The sequence below is a fragment of the Flectobacillus roseus genome (assembly GCF_030056595.1).
Taxonomy (GTDB): Bacteria; Bacteroidota; Bacteroidia; order Cytophagales; family Spirosomataceae; genus Flectobacillus; species Flectobacillus roseus.
Map to the genome: position 1 here is coordinate 206,467 of NZ_JASHIF010000004.1, position 19,319 is coordinate 225,785.

Here is a 19,319-nt window from a genome sequence, read left to right on the forward strand (position 1 = left end):
CTCTACTTTTTAAAAAAGTCTGGAATTTTCTCAATGATATTCATAATCTTCTTCAAATAACGTTTGGTTTCTCCAACGGGCTTGTAGCCTTTCCAAGCAGTTTGATTCAGGTAAAAATCAAAACGTTCCTTGTATTTGGGCAGGCTATCGTAGGTTTGATACATAGGTTTGCGACCAATAAAGTGAATTAAGTATGGTGGCTCTGGATATTCGTCTGAGGCAAAGGCATTCCATAGCGGACTTAACTCTAGCCAGCGGTTTGCCATCACAATATTTAGTCCATATTGGTCTGGATAATTGGCATATTTTTCATTGTCTTTGATACACTGCACTACCTTTTCTGGACAATTTTCTGTTCTCCATTTCTCAATGTCTATTACCAGAATACCTGTGTTGAAATACTTGGTATCTGGCGAAAATCCTAACTCTTTATAATTGAGAATTCCTCCCCACGAATTACTGAAGACTAGCAATCGAGGGTCGATAACCGCTCCTAATAGGTTATTCCCTAAGTCGATATTCCAGAGTTCTGCAATGTCTTTTTCGACAATCATATCTACATCGAGGTAGATGATTTTGTCATATTTTTCTGGAATAAAATATGGGATAAAAATACGTGTATGGATATTTTTAGGATATGAACTGCGATCAAAAGGAATATGCAAATTGTCTGGAATCGCATCGTCGAGTGGTATCCAATGTAATAGCATTTTACTGACATCTAACGACTGTGTGAGCTTTTTACGGCTAGCCTTAGATACTTTGTCTTCTACAATAAATACTTCAATCAAATCAGAACCTTTATGATTGATTTCGATAGATTTTAAAAGTGCTGCCAACAATACCAAGTAGTGGTCATCGCAGGCTACAATAATGGCTATATTCGTATTTTTTTCCATGATTGGATCATTAAATTCTTGCTTAGAAATAAAAAAGGGTGTACTCGAAAAATGGTTATTGGGAAATATTTCTTCAAAAACCGTTTACCAATATCCTATGAGTCATGTGGTGTATGAAGGAATTTCTTCTTGGCTTCACCCATTTTTAAAATCGCACGAATAAAACGGAAAAATAAAGAAGGCAACAACATGATTTCTTTCCATGTAATCAGACGTTTAAGAAAATCAGGTGTTGAGATGTAAAAAGTAAATAAGAGCGTCACAAGCTGTCCCCATGCTAATACTTTGAAGTTGAAATCTCCAGAAAAAATAGACACAAAGGCAAAAAACATAAGCATACCCAATAAGATAATTCGAGGAGGTAATAGTGCCTGAAACACTTTATTGGCATAGTCAATATTGCCTTTAAACAAGTGAACCACGCCCGAAGCAAAGTTTTGTTTTAAGTATTTGAACTGTGCTGCAATCCAACGAGTACGTTGTTTTTCAAAAACCTCTGCATTTTGTACTTTTTCGTCATATACAAAAGCATCTTCGATATAGTCGAATACGATTCCTCGCTTGAGCAAACGCATTTCGAGTTCTTTATCAAAACCACCAATCGCATTAATTTCGGACATTACATCCACAAAAAGTGCATAATCAAAAGCCATGCCTGAGCCAATCAAGGCCGAGGACAAACCCAATGCTCGATGTCCTTTGCGGAGGATATGATTATTGATTTCTTCACTAATGGCGTCCAAAATAGCCGTTGGAGAGTTGGTGTTTTTGGCAGTACGGTGCCCCTGTACAACCTGATAACCTAAATCAAAAGTAGCATTGAGTTTGGTAATAAAATCAGTTGCCATGATATTGTCTGCGTCCAAAATAAGCGCTATATCATATTGCTCCGTTAATTGAGACATCGCATAATTTAAAGCTTTGGCTTTGGTCGAAGTTTCAAAAGTTACCTCATAAGTTGTGATAGGTAATTCTCTCAACTGAGCGACTGTTTCGGGCTTGAGAGAATCCGCAATGACGATTACATCAAAAAGTGCTTTAGGATAATCCTGAATCAAAGCCCTTTTGGCTGATTCCAAAATCACTTTATCTTCTTTATACGAAGGTAAAAATACCGCAAATTTTCTCTGAGTTTTTGGAGTACGAGTGGTAGTATTGGCACTAGTTACTTTACCAGCAATAGCAAATACCAGTAGATATAGGGTGAAAATGCCCAAAAGAATCAGGAAAAGAATAGCTAAGTTCAGAATGATACCCATCTGCTTATTGGTTTATAAATTTGAAAATTATCTATCAAAAATGATTAGGAAAATATGGTATTGTTAGCCTTTGAAACTTTGCAAATAACCATTTAAGAATGGCTTGAAATATTCGAACTGTCTATTTTTTAAAAAAACTAAAAGATTTTTCGGAATAGAAATAAACGTGAAAAAGCTAAAACTAATGAGCCATTGCCAAATCTTAAAGTTGCGTTTCATAAACCAAAGTCTGTTACGAGTCAGATAATACATCTTGAGCGGGCTATTTCGTCCTGTCGAAACAGATTCTTTATGTAAGACGGTTGACTCTGCAACATACCAAACCAAGAAACCGTCGTTTCTACAGCGTTTACACCAGTCTAATTCTTCATAATACAGAAAGTAGTCGTCGTGCATAGAACCTGTTTTTTCAAGTACTTTTTTTGAAACAATGACTGCCGCACCATGTATGTAGGAGGTTGGCCCACTTTTATCATATTGACCTTCGTCTTTTTGCTTTTTGCCATAAGGCTCGCCCCGCCCTGTAAGCACACTTATTTCAGGTGCACCAGCGTATTGAATCAGATTATCTTCGTAAAAATATTTGATTTTTGGACTGGCCATACCAATCTGTGGGTTACTTTGCATGACTTTTACCAATGGCTCCAAAAAGCCCTTGGGCACTTCCGTATCGTTGTTGAGTAATAGCAAATATTCGCCTTTAGCTTGTTGGATAGCCACGTTGTTGCCACCAGCAAAACCTAAGTTTTCTTTGCTGTAAATAAACTTTACCCATGGATAATCAGGCTCTAAGGGTTTTACATCGTGTTGTGGACTACCATTATCCACCACAAAAACTTCGTAATTGGGATAGGTGATTTGATGAAAGGAATCCAAAAATTCGCGAGTGACCTGCGGTTGATTATAATTCACCGTAATGACCGACACGAGGGGATATGTGGAAAAAGAACTATGCATATATGGCGGTATTAAGTATGAGTGCTGAATTGTGAGTGCTGAGTTTTGAGTACAATTTTATGATTACTAATATTGTACCCCATTAATCTATTAAACTTAATTTTACACGATTACTTAAGTAGTCATGCAGAATAATATTTAAGTTATATGTTTAGGGACAAGGCAACAGGCACAAGGCACAGAGTGTTAAAATGTTTTTAACGACCACAGACATGCATTTTTCTCAAAGCCCACCGCCGAAAGCCGTTACCTGAAAGCTTAAAGCACAATCTTAAATTTTATTTTGCCCACTAACTTAAGTAATCGCGCAAAATAAGATTTGATTAATTGGAAATGTAAGATGTTGATAATTAAAATTTTACATTCACAATTCACAATTCAATACTCACACTTGGCTAGTATATTTTTGGTAAAGTGTTTCTAGTAAATGGTTTAGCTGAACTCCTCGTTGTTGCCATGAGTTTTGTTTGGCAATTTCGACTCTTGCCAATTGCTTATGATCAGAATCTTTTTCCAACAAATCTTTCACTGCTTGGATAAAATCAGCCGTATTAGTTGATACGTGAATGGCCTCTCCAAATTCTGAAAGTGGGGCAAAATCCGTTGCAACGACACCCAACCCTGCGGCAAGATACTCATTGATTTTCATGGGATAAATCGCTGCGGTTTGCTCATTTTTGACAAATGGAATTATGCCAATATGAAATTCTTTGAGATATTCCATCAAAGCAGTTGGAGGCTTAGCTCCTTCAAATCTAATGTTGGGTATTGCCCTAAGTGGGTCTGTTTGTTCTTTTACCTCCGACATATCATCAAGCACGCGTCCTACTATGATGATTTCTGTATCTGGAAATTCGAGAGCCAATCGTTTTAAAATATTGTAATCAATACGTTGATCTACAGTACCAATGTAACCAATTTTTTTCTTAGCGTTTTTCTGAGAAAGGGGTACAAATGCCTTGTGAAAAAGCTCAAAATCAACGCCATTTTTAACGGTATCTATATGATTGTTAAAAGGCTTTTTGGAGTTTTGCAATCCCTCCGAAGATACAATCACATGATCGACCATCTTCATATATTGCGCTTCCAAACGAGGTCCATGGTCTTTTGCCCAATAGCTTGCTCCAATTTCATCATAACAATAATAGGTCTGTATATGTGGTTTGAAATTATCATATAAGCCTATTCCATAACTTGGATTAAAAGCATTGACTACTACGTAATTGTTGCTATTTAATTCTTTCAAAGCTTTTTGAATTGCTCTAGCTTGCCAAAAGGAATTGAAACGTAATAGCTTTTCAAACAAGGGTACTTTTTTGATAAAATTAATAGGCAGTACTGGTGGGGTCGAAAGTACATAAATCGTTGCCCCATTTTCCAATGTGATATTTCTTAATCGTTTTTTTAACCCTAAAATCCTTGAAACCGGAATGTGAAAAGGATTTTTGAAAATAGCTTGAACAACATCCTTCACTGTGTATTGATAATCGACGTACAGCACCCTTCTATGAGCCGCTAACTCACTCATCAATTGAATAGTACTTTTGACGTAATCGCCTTCCCACGAGGGAAAAGCTACGCAAACAACATCGAACTCCATATACTTTGAGTGGTTTTGTAAATACTATTTTATGGTTGAATTTCTTTCTGACGAATAAGCGTTTTGACCGAATCATGGCGTACCGAATCAGGAATGGAATCTAAATGTGATGGGTCAATAATAATCGAATCCAAGTTAGGAACCAGTCTGTTGCTTCGGACCTTCGCCAATGAGTCGACCTGATTGCCTACTACAAAGTCGGTGAATTTTTCGTATTGAGATTCTGGAGTGGTTTTCCAAAATAAATACAAGGAGCAAATACCCACAAATCCCATAGTACCTAAACCCGCAGCGATTTTTATCCAACGATAACGGCGTTTTTGTAATACGCGATAATAGCCCAAGCCTTTGCCTTTCTCGGCTTTGATTCTAGATTGTCTATTAACAGCATCAGGTATCTCGACACGTGTTTCTACAAAATCAGTCAGTCCATTTTCTGTAAACCAAGCACTTTCTTCTTCCTTCTTGAGCATTTCGTACTTCAATTTGACATTAGTACGTTTGCTTTGATGACGTTTGATGAGTAAATCCTTGAATTTTCTTCTAAACCAAGAGCGCACTTTTGGAATTTCTCCAATAATACCTTCCAAGAAATCATGTTTTACCTTATTGAGCAGTAAACCAATCGGGTTTTGGGTGTTTTCGGTATAGGTTTGAAATACATATTGATCGGCGCTATCCCACACACGGGTAGAGTCGGCCAAAATCAAGGTAAAGGCCGCTTGTTTGACTAAACTTACAGGAATTGGATGACTGATAAGCGGTGGTAATTCGAAAAAGATATACTCGCAATCGTCAAATGTCTCAGTAATATCCACATCGTTTAGAGATGTGGTACTTGCAAAATTACCTCTCAGACTGTAGGCGTATGCAAAATCTCCATCGGCATAATTATGAGGATTGAGCCAAACCGACTTGGCGCCACTTTCATTCAGTTTTGAACATAGTTTACTGATGAAGTAGCTTTTGCCTTCGCCTTTTCGAGTACTACAAAGAAGCACAAGTTTGGGTATTTTAATGTTGTCGCCATTGAGCCTTTTTAGTCTCGAAATACATTGATTGAGCGTGTAAGTTTCAATGACGTTAAAAAGAATATTATGTTTTTGTGGATCAACCAGTGGCAAAGCTCCTACAAATGGTACTCCAATTTCTTTTTCGGCCTTAACGGGATGTTTGAGGGAATTGTCCAAAAACTCACGACCTATAATCGAGGCAATCACAAAGATTAAGCCTGCCATAAATGCCGCCACAATCAAGGTTGAACGTTTGGATGGTTCGGCTTTGGTTGGGTAAATAGGAGGGTCTATCACTCGTAAGTTGATAGACATCATAAGGTTTTGTTCTCTAATTTTACTCAGATTCAAGCTTCCTAAGATGCTCAGATATTCTTTTTCAATAACACCAATTTCTCTTTCGTAACGACTAACAGTTGAACCTAGCGGTGCAAAACGGTCGTATTTTAAATCATATTCATGTTTTATGTCCTTTAATATCAAAAGTCTAGCTTGGCTTTTATCAATAGAAATAGAGGCATTAATCCATTCGGAGAAGTACATTTTTGCAGGAATACCTGTTTTGGTATTGCTTAGTTCATAATACTCGATGACATTGCTTTTAAACTTGTTTTCGAGCTGAGTGAGGCGTTCTCTTACTTGGGCAATTTCTTGTTCGCGAGGTTTACTTTCAAACTCCATCAAGGTCAATCTTGTCGTATAGAAATTGATAGAATCTCGTAGAGAAGCAAACTTTTTGCTTTTTGCTACAAGATCATCCTTGAATCCGATTTTGTTTTCTAAGTCTCTTAAAACAGCTCTATTTGATTCTATTTCAGAAATTAATGCCTGAATACGCTCCTCTAAATCACCATCTTTTACGGTTACCATTTTGGTTTGTTCGTAGTAGTTGATGATGCGATTTTGGCTTGAAAAATTAGTAAGCTTGTCTTCGGAGTTTTTGAGTTTGGCACTTACGTTTCGAAGTTGCTCCTCAAAATAAGCCACAACATTGCCCGTTTCATGAATTTTGATTTGTTTGTATTTACCAATGACTACATGCGTGATAAGTTCCAGAGTTTTCTTGACAACCGCAGGGTCGCTGGCCGAGTACGAAATTTGAACCATATCACTATTGTTTTGGCGATTGACGCTAAAACGCGATAAAATGCCTGGACCAGAGTAAATGCCTTTTTCGGCACCCATTAAGACTTTAGCTATTTTGCTCTCTGGCTTAACGATGTCGTCATAAACATTCTGTAGGGTTTTTTCGTACGTAGAATCAGCAAGGGCACGAATTTCTTTTTCAGAAAGTACCTCTCTGAGTTTACCAAAAGTATACTTGCTTGCCACTGCCGAGTCAGGCTTTGTGAGCATAATATGTTGTGCAAGTAGGCGCAATCCTACCTCTTCCATGGAGCTTTTGGACTTCATGGTATTGAATAGGTTATCGAAAGCGTTGCTTACAGTTACGTTGTCGATTTTGGTAGCACCACTAGATTCGATATTATAACCTGATGCCAAACCCGTGTACAAAAGAGAATTGGCTGTATATTCTCGTACTTCATTTTTCGTTAGTCGAAAAACCGTAGCCGCAAGTGTAATTGGTAGAAGAATTACCAACCACTTGAACTCAATTAACAACCGAACAAAGCGAATCAAACTCATAATTTTTAAAATAGTCTTTTACCTATCAATACCTCTAATAGCCTTACATTCATGATAAAAGTTTGTTTGGCATTTTCATAACCTACAGCTGCACTCGATGTCGACTCAAGGATTCTAGCCATATCTGCCACATTGATTTGTCCTTCAGAGAATTCACGTTCTGCCATTTTTTTGTTGACCAATGATGATGTTTTCATCTCAATTGCGATTTTGAGCGCTTCATGAGCACCTGCTACTGCATAGTATTTGGCTATTACATCGTTCTTGATTTGGTCAATGGTCAGTTGCTTTGATTCTATGGCAATTTGTTTATCAGCCTTGGCAATTTTGGTGATATTTTTCTGCGTAATAATCGTATTAATCGAAAAAGCTGCACCAAGCGACAGTCGATAACCGTTGTTATAATTGGAAAAAGCTTCCAAATTCCCTGTGGCTTGTTGTACCAAAAGCGATTGATTTCCTGCTGAATAACTCGTTCCTAAGCTAATACCACTTGTCCAAGATTTTTTCTGAACCATCAATTGTTGGTCGGCTTTGTTGATGATTTGCTCTTGCTGCCTTAAAGCAGGCGAATACTGAATAGCCAACTCTATTATCTCATCAAGTGGAGGCAATTGAAAATCTGTTTCAGGCGATTTAGGTGTTGAAGCTTGAGCAAATATATCCCTGTTGCTGAAAAATAGGAGACAGCACACACTCAGAGCAATTGACCAAGTTTTCAACAAAGTAAGTTTTACATTAATCATCATATATTCCAAGTCAGACATTCTCAGATTGTAATAGTGCAGGGAAGGTCTTCAGGATAATCATTAAGTCCATTTTGAAAGAAAAGTTTTTGGCATATTCTATATCCAATTGAATTCTTTCTTCTTCAGTCATATCCGTTTTGCCTTTTCCTCTTTTGGTTACTTGCCAAAGCCCCGTCAAACCACCTGGGCCTGCAAAGCGATAAATATAGTCATCTGTTGTCAACTTTTCGGCTTCGTACAAGGGTAGAGGTCTATTGCCCACCAATGAAATGTCACCTGTAAAGATGTTGAACAACTGCGGTAGTTCGTCGATACTCGTATTTCTCAAAAACTTACCCAAGCGAGTAATGCGAGGGTCATTTTGGAATTTCATAAAAGCCACTTTGCTATTTTTTTCTTGTAAATATTGCTTTTCGCAAATGCTTTTACCATCCAAATACATAGACTGCTCACATTTGACGCCTTTGATGCGACAAGCTTCACACAAGCCATCGCTCTTATTTTCGGAAGGCTTTTCTTTAGAATACATATTCAAGTCACCCATGTTTTTGATGAGCTGATCGGCATCGGTTCGCATGGTTCTGAATTTGTATAGATCAAAAATCCGATACCCTGCACCCACACGCTTAGACTTGTAAACAATAGGACCTTTCGAGTCTAATTTTATCAAAATAGCAACAATTATCAATAAAGGCGAAAGCAACAAAATAGCTGTTCCTGTAGAAATTACGTCAAAGGCACGTTTCCACCAAGGAATTTTTACGTCAAGTACATTGGATTTAGTTTGTTGCATAGCCACATAATGACGTCGGCGTACAAAATAATCTAAGCGCACCAAAAGGTCTCCTTTATCAAATGTACTGGTAAAAACATCATCTCCTTTTTTGGCGAGTACTTCCTTGATAAGACCTTGATTTAGGTCGGCTGAGGTGATGATGACTGGTAAAGCCTTCGTCCAAGCATTATCACGAACCTGTTCTAAAAACTTTAGTCCTCCTAGATATTTGCTAATAATAACGGCATCTGGAGCATAACTAGTTTTGAGCAAATCTAAGGCTTCGTCGGATGAGCCAAGTACTTGTACTTGAATGTCTTGTCCGAATTTTTTAAGGAAATTTACTACAACATTTGAATCATTTTCCACAAGAAAGATTTTTTTTTGTGGAGGGGTATATTCATAATTTTCCATATCAAATATAAAGTCGGTGGGTTGGCATAATGTGGTTTTTGGAAATATAATGCTGAAAGACTATGTTCTTACATAGGCTGCACGCGTCGCATGATTGCTCTAATTTTGGCTTGTACTTCCATGGGATTGAAAGGTTTGAGCATAAAATCGTCGGCTCCAATATTCAGACAGTCAATACGTTCCTTACTTTCGTCGGTACCCGAAAGGATGATGACAGGGATTTGCCCAAAAAGATTACTTGCCCTAAGAATTTTCAAAAATTCTTTTCCACTGAGGTTAGGCATGTTTAAATCGGCAATGATAAAGTCCACATCAAATCCTCCCTCAAGTAAGGAAAGTGCCTCCATTCCGTCACCCTTTACCACTACATTGAAGTCTTTCTTAAGAAAATGCTCCAATACAATGCGTGTGCTTTGTTCGTCATCAACGATTAGTAGTGTCAACTGCTTGCTCATAATATTCATCTTTAGTAAAAACATACAAAAACGAGATACTCAAATATATTGCCACATTGGTAGGCAGTTGCCCAAGGATTTGGTTGCCATAACAAGCTACCAAAATACCGAACATACCGCTGTATAGTGCCACCAATTTGTCTCGTAACAGACAGGGGGGGATTTTCCAGAGCTTTAATCCGAAATAAATCATAAAGGTGAGTAACATACCAATATGTACATAAAGCCCAACTACACCACATTCAGCCCAAATTTTGACATACCAGCTATCCAAGGCAGTTACCGCCAAAAATGTTCCAGGAGAAAAACGTGTTCCCCAAAAACCAGCTGAGCCAATACCTCCGCCAAGGGGTCTGGATGCCAGATAGCCTCTCAATTTTGCCTGATTAATCAAGCGTAACTGCAACGAAGGGTCATTTGGGTCAAGCCCTGTGCGCATTCGGTTGATTTGGTAATTACTCTGCCCAATTTTGGTAAACTTGAGCATCCCAAAAAACATTACGGCTGCGATTCCTCCAATTACTAGCATTTTGTAGTTTCTGGACATTCCCAAATATGCCATAAAGCCCCCCATAACCACAAATAGTGCCCCTCGTGTACCTGAAATGGACATTCCCCACAAGCAGAATAATCCTCCTATGAGGTAAAAAAGCTTGAAGTTTCGATTGCCAAAGGGAGAAAGACTTAACAAAATACAAATCAATCCTATATGTCCCATGGCTGCACCATATTGCCCCGCATCAGAGTAAAAAGAAAAAACTCTTAACTTCCCAAACAACATATGTGTGGTGGCATTGCCTGAGTCCATCCAAGCTTGTTCAAAGCGGTCAAGACCTACAAAAAGCTGTCGAGCGCCCCATAACGTTGCGATACAAGAAGCTATCATCCAGATTTTTAATACTCGGTCCAAATGCTTTTCTGTGCGCATAAGTACGATTCCTAAAACAACTATCAGAATTAGATACAAAATCACCGCACGCATCGCATAAAACCACGCCTCCTTACTTCTAGCTTCTGGGTTGAAAAACTCTAGCATACAATAGGCTCCCCAGACATAAATCGCAATCAGAATAGGGTTACGCTTCGTGTCTGGCCAAGGATCACCTTCAAATCCTTTAAAAAACTCTGCTAATAAGGCTATTACCAAAAAAACGTCAACAGAAAGCCCCAAAGGGCCTGCATTGGCGTATCTTCCTACGCCATTTACAAAAAATGAAAAAACTAATACTGTATAAACCCCCAAAACTGGATTACGAAAAATGGCAATCAAATATCCAATTACAAAGGGTAAAGCAATAATGGTTGCTGCTCCCATAATTTGGGTTTTAGCAACAAATATCCCAAGAATAATACCGCTAAAAATTATCCCTGATAAATATAAAATTTGTTTAGTTGTAACTCCCATTAAAGCGTAATAATTGATACTTGGTTGCCATAACTAATTCCTTGGGAATTAATGGCATATGCTCGAACATAATAAGCTGTTTTTGAGCTTAAGCCCGACAACGCACTGCTAAATGCTCCAGCAGAGCCTTGTTTAAATATAGTTCGAGGATTGGCAGTAGTAGGGTTGGGAGTAGTACTCCAACAATGCCCATATTCTGTTACTTCCGAACAACCAATATTAGCAATAGTCCCGTTGGCTATCGCGCCTTGTGCCGAAATATTATCAATGATATTAGATACGACTGTTGGTGCTGATTTACAAGACGTTATATAAGTTATTTCATTTCCGTAGGATACTCCTGTGGCATTTTTTGCATACGCTCGAATGACATACTTGGTATTGTTACTCAAGCCACGAAGTTGACTAGTAAAATTTCCTTGAGATAGGGTAGACGTAAGAATGGTACGCTGATTGTTTATGGTAGGTGTTGAAAGCCCCCAGCAATGTCCATATTCAGTAACAACAGAAGCGCCTTGTAGGTTGAGTGTCCCTTGAACATTTAAGGTCCCTATCCCTTCATCGGAGGCACTGCCTGTAGATACATTGGGTAATTGAATGGGTAATGTCTTGAGTGTTATTTGATTTGAGTAAGAAGTTTTTAGCCCAATTCTTGAAAATGCACGTACATAATATGTGGTAGCAGGCGATAAATTACTCAAGCTACTCGAAAATACTTCTATCAATGGTTGCCCCGAATAACTTATCAAGGAGTCACGTGTAGTGGGCTCTCCAGTCTTGTTCCAGCACATCCCATAGACATTAATGGACGCATTTCCTAAGCTGACAAATTCAGCTGTTATGGTGGCATTATAGTCGGTTACAATCCAATTGGGCCTTATCGTTAATTCAGGATAAACAAGTTGGTCTTCCAACTTACAAGCTCCTGTAATCAAAATAAGGAGGATTAACCATGAATTTTTTAGCATCTTAAACAAAGTATAGTTCAATAAATCATTGATTGACAAAAACCTTGCCAAGGCTCAATTACGTACAACACCGAAATTGTTTGAATATACAAAAAATTCAATATTCAGCACCAAAAAGTAGAAAATACTTGCAAGTTTAAGTGTGATTTTATGATCATTTGAAATACTGAATTGCTAGTGAACAAAGGCAGAAATAGTGATAAAATCCGCAATCAGAACACTGCTAAGACATACAAAATGGTAGTCGTATTTTTTCTCGTGTTTAAGCCAAGCGTTGACAGTTTTGATGAAAACGTATTTAAGGATTTGTATTGATACTACTTGGGCGAATGGAATATACTAAGCTAGGAATAAATTCAAGAAAAGTCCTTATCAGAACTCATAGATTAGAGGTAACATTAGTCATTTGTTTGAACTAAAATAATACATCCTAAGCTATTTTTTAATCTTTTCACTCAAAAACTTTAACTATGGCTACACATATTGCCATGTTGTCGCAGTGGAGCAACGTTTTCTATTTTGGGGATGTCTAAAAAGGTATAGAATCACTACAAACATACTTACCTATGGACCAATTGTTAATCATTATTCAGTTTTCACTATTGATTTTTTCAGTAATATTTGTGTTGAAACCTACACAAAATGCGGAAGAAAAACAGAGGACTATCAAGGATAGAAAGCCGATAGTAGGATTGAAAGCAAGGCATTATTTGACAATTATCAACCGAAATCATAGAGATTAAAAGACTCATACCCGAAGGCTTTTTGGGCTGAAAGTCTTTTAATCTCCGCATTATTTTTTGCTAAGACAAAATACCTTCTTGGTCGAAAGCTTTTTTCATTTTTTCGTGGTCAAATTCTCCTTCATTATTGGCCAAGAAAATCGTAGCAACTCCATTGCCTATAAAATTGGTAATGGCACGCGCCTCAGACATAAAGCGATCAACACCCAGCAGTAGAGCTAGTCCCTCTACTGGAATCACATGTACTGCTGTAAGTGTTGATGCCAATACGATAAATCCACTTCCGGTAACGCCCGCAGCGCCTTTGGAAGTTACCATCAAGATGCCAATAATAGTAAATATTTGCTCCAAACTCAGGTGAACATTGAAGACCTGAGCCAAAAAAATCGTTGCCATCGAAAGATAAATGGTTGTACCATCCAAGTTAAAAGAATATCCAGCAGGTACGACCAACCCGACTACCGATTTGCCACAGCCCATTCTTTCGAGTTTTTCCATTAATGAAGGTAATCCAGCTTCAGAAGATGATGTCCCTAACACGATAAGAAGCTCTTCTTTGATGTATTTCAAAAACTTCCAAAGATTTACTTTGTAATAACGAAGAATAAAAAACAGTACCACAAATACAAAAACGCCCATCGTGATATACACCGTAACCATGAGTTTGGCCAAAGGAATAAGGGTTTTCAATCCGTATTTCGCAATGGTAAATGCCATTCCTCCAAAGGCTCCAATTGGTGCTAATTTCATAACTGTGTGCAGACCTGCAAAGATGTATTTTGATACCTTCTGAAATACTTCAATAATTTTATCCTTTCCACTAACATAGTTTAATACTGAGCCAAGGATAATTGCTAACAACAAAACCTGCAAAGTACTATTATCCCAAAAGAATTTCATCCAACTAAATTCAGAAGCACCTTTGGTGTATTTGGAGATGTCTCCGCCTTTAATAGCGTCGGTCACTACACCATCACCTGGGCGAATTATATTGGCTACGATAATCCCAACTAGCAAAGCGATGGTGGTTACTATTTCAAAGTATAAAAGTGCTTTTCCTCCTAATTTTCCTACCTTTTTTAAATCACCCATACTAACGATTCCTAGAGTGATGGTCAAGAATATGATTGGGTTAATAAATTGCTTGACAATACTGATAAAGATCCCACTCAAAAATTCGCTAAAGGTATTTCCAATACTTACTTCATTGCCAAGAAGCTTGAATTTGATAGCATTTTCAAAAAGCTTATGTAATGCGATGTCTGGAGCAAAATGCCCTAACAAAATACCCGCTGCAATCGCAGTAAGCACCCAGAATGTTAAATTGGTCAGTAGTTTTTTCATAAAATTGGATAGTGATGATATATTTTTTGAAAATAGTCAGTTGTTTGCTTTTGTGCTATTTTTCGCTCTCTTCGTGCCCTCTATTTACAAATTTGATTAATTTTTGCACTTTTTTTGCATAGAACACTACAGATATACAAAAAAACTAGTCTTCAAGTTAGTGGGCAAAATAAAATTTAAGATTGTACTTTGGACTTTCGGCTATGGGCTTTCGGCAGTGGGCTTTGGGAAAAATGCATGTCTGTGGTCGTTAAAACCATTTAACCCTCTTTGCCTTGTGCCTGTTGCCTAGTGCCTAAACACATAACTTATAATCTTATTTTGCACGATTACTTAGTTAATAAATGATTGGTTGTTGGGAATTGGTTCTAAATATATTCGGTCGCCTAATTGATGAATCGGTGAATTTTTTGAAAAACGGATACTATTTTTTCCTAATCTGATACAGACCTCTGAAACTCCAAAGTTATTCTCATGGCTTTGATTCAAAAGAATTTGGCGTTTTGGCATTAATCTGCAATTTTTGTATTCTCAAATGTGTTTATTCTGTAGACATATATTTGGGGGTAGGCCTTGCTGGATGCCATTTCCCTAATGTATAAGTCAAAATCTTCTGATTTTTAGAGGTTTCTAATAAAAATCAATCCAGTAAATATCTTAAATATTACAATGGCAGAACATATTAAATGCCTTATTATAGGCTCAGGGCCAGCAGGTTATACTGCGGCAATTTACGCATCACGCGCAGGTTTAGCACCAGTAATGTACCAAGGTAGTCAACCTGGCGGTCAGCTAACAATCACTAATGACGTTGAAAACTTCCCTGGCTATCCAGATGGTATCCAAGGCCCACAAATGATGCAAGATTTAGAAAATCAGGCTCGTCGTTTTGGAACTGATATTCGTTTTGGTATGGCTACTTCTGTAGATTTCTCAGTTTCTCCTAAAAAAGTAGTAATTGACGAAAGCACTGAACTTACTGCTGATGCGGTTATTATCGCAACAGGTGCTTCAGCAAAATGGCTTGGTTTAGAATCAGAAAAAAAATATAACGGTTTAGGGGTATCGGCTTGTGCGGTTTGTGATGGTTTCTTCTACCGTAACCAAGTAGTGGCAATTGTAGGTGGTGGCGATACGGCTGCTGAAGAGGCTACTTATTTGGCCAATATCTGTTCAAAAGTACACATGATTGTTCGTCGTGAAGAACTACGTGCTTCTTTGATTATGCAAAAACGTGTATTGAACAATCCTAAAATTGAAGTTCACTGGAATTCAGAAACTGATGAGATTTTGGGTGATGCTTCAGGTGTAACTGGTGCTCGTTTGAAAAATGTGAAAACAGGTGAAACGACTGATTTGACACTTACAGGGTTCTTTGTAGCCATCGGTCACAAACCAAATACAGATATCTTCAAAGACTATTTGAATTTAGACGAAGCAGGATATATCCAGACAATTAAGGGCTCAACAAACACTAATATCGAAGGCGTTTTTGCTTGTGGAGACGCACAAGACAACATTTACCGTCAGGCAGTAACAGCCGCAGGTACAGGTTGTATGGCCGCTTTGGACGCTGAACGTTGGTTGGCTGCAAATGAATTACACTAGTTATGAAATTTTGGGTAGTAGATGCGAATCAGTTCAATAATTACGTTTACTACTCAAATTCCTCGATAACTATAAATACAATACAATGAATATAAGAAGTAATTTTCTTACTGCATTTTTTGTATGTACAGCTATGGTGGCTTGGTCGCAAGAGAAGGGTAGTTTTAAAAACAATCCTAAAATTAAAATCAAGGACAATACTGGACTTTACAAGGAAAAAGAAAAAAAGCAGGACGATTTGCTTGATGAAATGCCCAAACTTCAATTCAGAAATGAATTTGAAGTAGTAGAAAAACAAGCTACTACCACGGCGGGAAGTCAAAAATTTGAACCTGTGAGAGAAGTTAACGCTACTGTAAGTGCATTTGATACTACATCAATTGACGAAAGAGAGCCTTTAGTGATAGAGATAGAGGAGGAGATGAAACCTTCAGGAAGTGACGACTTTGTAACAGTTGCTTCTTATTTTTCTATTTGGGATACCAACACTATTGACCCTTATGGAATCGATGTCAAAGATTTTGATGATGTAGTTGACCTTGAGCTTTTTAATAAAGAGCAAGGGCGTTATTGGAGTGCCCCTACCAATGCACCAAAATTGACCTCTCAGTTTGGTCCTCGTTGGGGACGCTTACACGCAGGTGTAGACGTAGACCTCGAAACGGGAGACCCTGTGTATTCGGCATTTGATGGTATCGTAAGGGTATCTGGCTACGATGGTGGTGGTTACGGAAACTTCTTGGTAGTAAGACATTACAACGGTTTAGAAACACTCTATGGTCACCTTTCACGTAAAGGATATGAATCAGGAATGTTTGTAAAAGCAGGAGACGAAATCGGAAAAGGAGGTAATACAGGTCGTAGTACAGGTTCACACTTGCACTTCGAAACACGTTACGAAGGTAACCCTTTCAATCCTACATATGTGATGAACTTTGCAGGCGAAGGCACTCAGCCAGTGTCTGACCACTTGTTGGTTTCGGCACGTGTATTTGATACTTATGGCTTGGCTTTGGGTAACGAATATGGCGATGCTGGTAACAAAGTTGTTACTCGCCGTACTGCATGGACTGTAGCTCGCTCGGGTGATACGCTTTACTCTATTGCTAACCGTGCTGGTATTTCGGTAGAACGTTTAGCAAAAATGAATGGAATGAAGCTAAGCTCAAACTTGCGTGCAGGTCGCCGTTTGCGTATTCATTAGACAAAAAGATATTATTAATTTATAGTATAGAAGCGAGATTACCCATCGGGTAGTCTCGCTTTTTGTTTTCGGAGAATCTAGTATTTCTTTACTTCTACCTCTCGACCTTTTTTTATTAAGATTTCCTTAGACCAAATACTAAAACTCTTTTATTCTGGTTTTACTTGTATATCACTAATTGAAAACAAAGAATTGTTTATCAGAAAAAGCTTGCTGATTTGTGAGCAATTTATTGGAAATCAGACCCTAGAGTTAATTTTTATGAAAAAAGTAATAGTATTGTCTTTGGTATTGCTCGGTTTTTGTCAAGTCAAATCTTTGGCTCAAAATGAGAATGGACGTTACAAAAAACAGACAAAAATCAATAAACAGACTGTAACTGCACCCGTTAAAACTACCAAACAAGAAGAATTCCTTCCTCCTTTACAGCTCAAACCCGAATACGAAACCTCTGCTCAACAAAGTGTTACCGACGGCGGACGAAATCGGTATGAACCCATTCGTGCGATCAATTCTACGGTAAGTGCCTTTGACACAACATCGGTGGATGAAGGAGATATTCGTCCAGTCGAGGTAATCGAAACTGTCAAAATCAATGGCTCAGATGATGTGGCTATGATGGCAACGTATTATTCGATTTGGTCTTCCAAAAATATTGATCCTTATGGAATTAATGTCAAAAACTTTGAAGGGGTAGTTGACATCGAATTGTATAATGATGCGATGGGGTATCATTGGTCATCTCCTTTGAACTCTGGTGATATTACCTCCAATTTTGGTCCACGGTCACGACGTTTACACGCTGGTGTTGATTTGGATTTGACTACAGGAGACCCCGTATATTCTACTTTCGATGGGATTATACGAGTATCAGGATATGATAGTAAAGGATATGGTAAATATTTTGTCATAAGACATTATAATGGCATTGAAACCGTTTATGGTCACCTTTCTCAGAAAATACTAGAGTCAGGAACTTACGTCAAAGCTGGAGATATTATCGGAAAAGGGGGGAATACAGGAAGAAGTACTGGGTCGCACCTTCATTATGAAACCCGTTACGAAGGAAAGGCTTTTAACCCAACCTATGTGTTTTCATTTTCAGGAAAAAATACCAAGCCTGTTGATCAGCATGTCATGATTTCGGCAAGGGTGTTTGATACTTATGGGGAAATTTTACCCAACGAGTTTAATGAAAATGTAGAAAATGAAGAAGAATATCGCACCACAACATGGGTAACGATTCGAGAAGGAGATACTTTGGCGTCAATTGCCAACTTTGCTAATATTTCAGTACAACAGCTTACGAAGCTAAATGGGATGAGTTCATCAACAAAATTGAAGATTGGGCGAAGACTAAGAATCAATTAAAATGAAAAATTTTAATGGCAAGTGGATAATGGTCGAATTTTTGATTTATTTTATTTGTTCAAAAGAAATTGAGCTTTAAGTTAAACATTTGCTCAATTAGATTTTTCAAGTAATTCAAAATTGTTAGATAGATATTCCATTAAATGAAATTAGATATTTTGGTGATGGCTGCGCATCCAGATGACGCAGAGTTGAGTTGTGCAGGAACGATATGTTCTCATATTGCCCAAGGCAAAAAAGTGGGTATTGTTGATTTTACACGTGGAGAATTAGGTACTCGTGGAACGCCTGAAATCCGCCAAGCCGAATCAGATGCGGCATCAGCGATTATGGGAATTCATGCCCGTGAGAATTTGGGCTTTAGAGATGGTTTTTTTGTCAATGACGAAGAACACTTGATGAAGTTAATCCGCGTAATACGTCGTTATAAGCCTGAAACAGTATTGGCAAATGCTATTTTCGATCGTCACCCTGATCATATCAAAGGTGCGGAATTGGCGGCAGATGCTTGTTTTAAAGCAGGTTTACGCATGATTGAAACCTTTGAAGATGATGGAATTCCACAGACTGCTTGGCGCCCAAAAAATGTATATCATTATATTCAAGATCGCTATATTCAACCAGATTTTGTAGTAGATATTACGGCTTATTGGGATAAAAAAGAAGCTTCAATTCGAGCATTCAGAAGTCAATTTTTTGATCCTAGCTCGAAAGAACCAGAATCATATTTGTCTTCTCCAGAGTTTTTGAAATTTACAGAAGCACGTAATCGTGAGATGGGACATGCCATTGGCGTTACCTTTGGCGAAGGCTTTACGAGTTATAAAAGAATAGGAGTAAAAGACCTTTCAGCGTTAATTTAATTAGTGAGTTGTGTATTAGTGAATTGTGAATTAGTAGTGTACGAA

At 38.0% G+C, this 19,319-nt stretch carries 15 protein-coding genes; 4 read left to right on the forward strand and 11 right to left on the reverse strand.

All coding sequences use genetic code 11. The annotated features are described in order from the left end of the window. Positions 1-2: 2 nt before the first annotated feature. The 11 genes from QM524_RS05620 to QM524_RS05670 form a co-directional block, all read right to left on the reverse strand. Positions 3-899 carry a glycosyltransferase family 8 protein gene (locus QM524_RS05620; protein ID WP_283343827.1) on the reverse strand — a complete coding sequence of 299 codons (897 nt, stop codon included), beginning with the start codon at positions 897-899 and terminating at the stop codon, positions 3-5. Positions 900-994: 95 nt separating this feature from the next. Beyond that, positions 995-2,158 carry a glycosyltransferase gene (locus tag QM524_RS05625; protein ID WP_095161718.1) on the reverse strand — a complete coding sequence of 388 codons (1,164 nt, stop codon included), beginning with the start codon at positions 2,156-2,158 and terminating at the stop codon, positions 995-997. A gap of 63 nt (positions 2,159-2,221) precedes the next feature. Next, positions 2,222-3,115 carry a glycosyltransferase family 2 protein gene (locus QM524_RS05630; RefSeq protein WP_283343828.1) on the reverse strand — a complete coding sequence of 298 codons (894 nt, stop codon included), beginning with the start codon at positions 3,113-3,115 and terminating at the stop codon, positions 2,222-2,224. 385 nt (positions 3,116-3,500) lie between these two features. Continuing rightward, on the reverse strand, positions 3,501-4,715 hold the full coding sequence (locus QM524_RS05635; RefSeq protein WP_283343829.1) for a glycosyltransferase: 1,215 nt from the start codon (positions 4,713-4,715) through the stop codon (positions 3,501-3,503). Positions 4,716-4,744: 29 nt separating this feature from the next. Continuing rightward, on the reverse strand, positions 4,745-7,375 hold the full coding sequence (locus QM524_RS05640) for a GumC family protein (RefSeq protein ID WP_283343830.1): 2,631 nt from the start codon (positions 7,373-7,375) through the stop codon (positions 4,745-4,747). A 5-nt stretch (positions 7,376-7,380) separates the two neighbouring features. Further along, complete coding sequence (locus QM524_RS05645; protein WP_283343831.1) at positions 7,381-8,142, reverse strand: TolC family protein; 762 nt, start codon at positions 8,140-8,142, stop codon at positions 7,381-7,383. Then, on the reverse strand, positions 8,135-9,268 hold the full coding sequence (locus QM524_RS05650) for a sugar transferase (RefSeq protein WP_283343832.1): 1,134 nt from the start codon (positions 9,266-9,268) through the stop codon (positions 8,135-8,137). The genes QM524_RS05645 and QM524_RS05650 overlap by 8 nt, the downstream gene beginning before the upstream one ends. 113 nt (positions 9,269-9,381) lie before the next feature. Continuing rightward, complete coding sequence (locus QM524_RS05655; RefSeq protein ID WP_283343833.1) at positions 9,382-9,768, reverse strand: response regulator transcription factor; 387 nt, start codon at positions 9,766-9,768, stop codon at positions 9,382-9,384. Next, positions 9,737-11,083 carry an O-antigen ligase domain-containing protein gene (locus QM524_RS05660; protein WP_283343834.1) on the reverse strand — a complete coding sequence of 449 codons (1,347 nt, stop codon included), beginning with the start codon at positions 11,081-11,083 and terminating at the stop codon, positions 9,737-9,739. The genes QM524_RS05655 and QM524_RS05660 overlap by 32 nt, the downstream gene beginning before the upstream one ends. Positions 11,084-11,172: 89 nt before the next feature. Beyond that, on the reverse strand, positions 11,173-12,141 hold the full coding sequence (locus QM524_RS05665; protein ID WP_166578887.1) for a hypothetical protein: 969 nt from the start codon (positions 12,139-12,141) through the stop codon (positions 11,173-11,175). Between the two features lie 803 nt (positions 12,142-12,944). Beyond that, on the reverse strand, positions 12,945-14,228 hold the full coding sequence (locus QM524_RS05670) for a cation:dicarboxylate symporter family transporter (RefSeq protein ID WP_283343835.1): 1,284 nt from the start codon (positions 14,226-14,228) through the stop codon (positions 12,945-12,947). A 669-nt stretch (positions 14,229-14,897) separates the two neighbouring features. Here QM524_RS05670 and trxB point away from each other — a divergent pair. The 4 genes from trxB to bshB1 all read left to right on the forward strand — a co-directional run bounded on the left by trxB (position 14,898) and on the right by bshB1 (position 19,274). After that, positions 14,898-15,836: a thioredoxin-disulfide reductase gene (gene trxB, locus QM524_RS05675; protein WP_095161698.1), complete on the forward strand. Its 939-nt coding sequence runs from the start codon at positions 14,898-14,900 to the stop codon at positions 15,834-15,836. Positions 15,837-15,921: 85 nt separating this feature from the next. Further along, complete coding sequence (locus tag QM524_RS05680; RefSeq protein ID WP_095161696.1) at positions 15,922-17,040, forward strand: peptidoglycan DD-metalloendopeptidase family protein; 1,119 nt, start codon at positions 15,922-15,924, stop codon at positions 17,038-17,040. 261 nt (positions 17,041-17,301) lie between these two features. Continuing rightward, a complete protein-coding gene (locus QM524_RS05685) occupies positions 17,302-18,411 on the forward strand; it encodes a M23 family metallopeptidase (RefSeq protein WP_283343836.1) in 1,110 nt (369 codons plus the stop codon). A 143-nt stretch (positions 18,412-18,554) separates the two neighbouring features. Further along, positions 18,555-19,274, forward strand: coding sequence for a bacillithiol biosynthesis deacetylase BshB1 (gene bshB1, locus QM524_RS05690; protein ID WP_283343837.1), 720 nt, complete (start codon positions 18,555-18,557; stop codon positions 19,272-19,274). Positions 19,275-19,319 lie beyond the last annotated feature (45 nt).

Excerpts from the sequence above, each read along its gene's own strand:
- QM524_RS05620 (WP_283343827.1), bottom strand. The coding sequence starts at position 899 with ATGGAAAAAAATACGAATATAGCCATTATTGTAGCCTGCGATGACCAC.
- QM524_RS05625 (WP_095161718.1), bottom strand. The coding sequence starts at position 2,158 with ATGGGTATCATTCTGAACTTAGCTATTCTTTTCCTGATTCTTTTGGGC.
- QM524_RS05630 (WP_283343828.1), bottom strand. The coding sequence starts at position 3,115 with ATGCATAGTTCTTTTTCCACATATCCCCTCGTGTCGGTCATTACGGTG.
- QM524_RS05635 (WP_283343829.1), bottom strand. The coding sequence starts at position 4,715 with ATGGAGTTCGATGTTGTTTGCGTAGCTTTTCCCTCGTGGGAAGGCGAT.
- QM524_RS05640 (WP_283343830.1), bottom strand. The coding sequence starts at position 7,375 with ATGAGTTTGATTCGCTTTGTTCGGTTGTTAATTGAGTTCAAGTGGTTG.
- QM524_RS05645 (WP_283343831.1), bottom strand. The coding sequence starts at position 8,142 with ATGTCTGACTTGGAATATATGATGATTAATGTAAAACTTACTTTGTTG.
- QM524_RS05655 (WP_283343833.1), bottom strand. The coding sequence starts at position 9,768 with ATGAGCAAGCAGTTGACACTACTAATCGTTGATGACGAACAAAGCACA.
- QM524_RS05660 (WP_283343834.1), bottom strand. The coding sequence starts at position 11,083 with ATGGGAGCAGCAACCATTATTGCTTTACCCTTTGTAATTGGATATTTG.
- QM524_RS05665 (WP_166578887.1), bottom strand. The coding sequence starts at position 12,141 with ATGCTAAAAAATTCATGGTTAATCCTCCTTATTTTGATTACAGGAGCT.
- QM524_RS05670 (WP_283343835.1), bottom strand. The coding sequence starts at position 14,228 with ATGAAAAAACTACTGACCAATTTAACATTCTGGGTGCTTACTGCGATT.
- trxB (WP_095161698.1), top strand. The coding sequence starts at position 14,898 with ATGGCAGAACATATTAAATGCCTTATTATAGGCTCAGGGCCAGCAGGT.
- QM524_RS05680 (WP_095161696.1), top strand. The coding sequence starts at position 15,922 with ATGAATATAAGAAGTAATTTTCTTACTGCATTTTTTGTATGTACAGCT.
- QM524_RS05685 (WP_283343836.1), top strand. The coding sequence starts at position 17,302 with ATGAAAAAAGTAATAGTATTGTCTTTGGTATTGCTCGGTTTTTGTCAA.
- bshB1 (WP_283343837.1), top strand. The coding sequence starts at position 18,555 with ATGAAATTAGATATTTTGGTGATGGCTGCGCATCCAGATGACGCAGAG.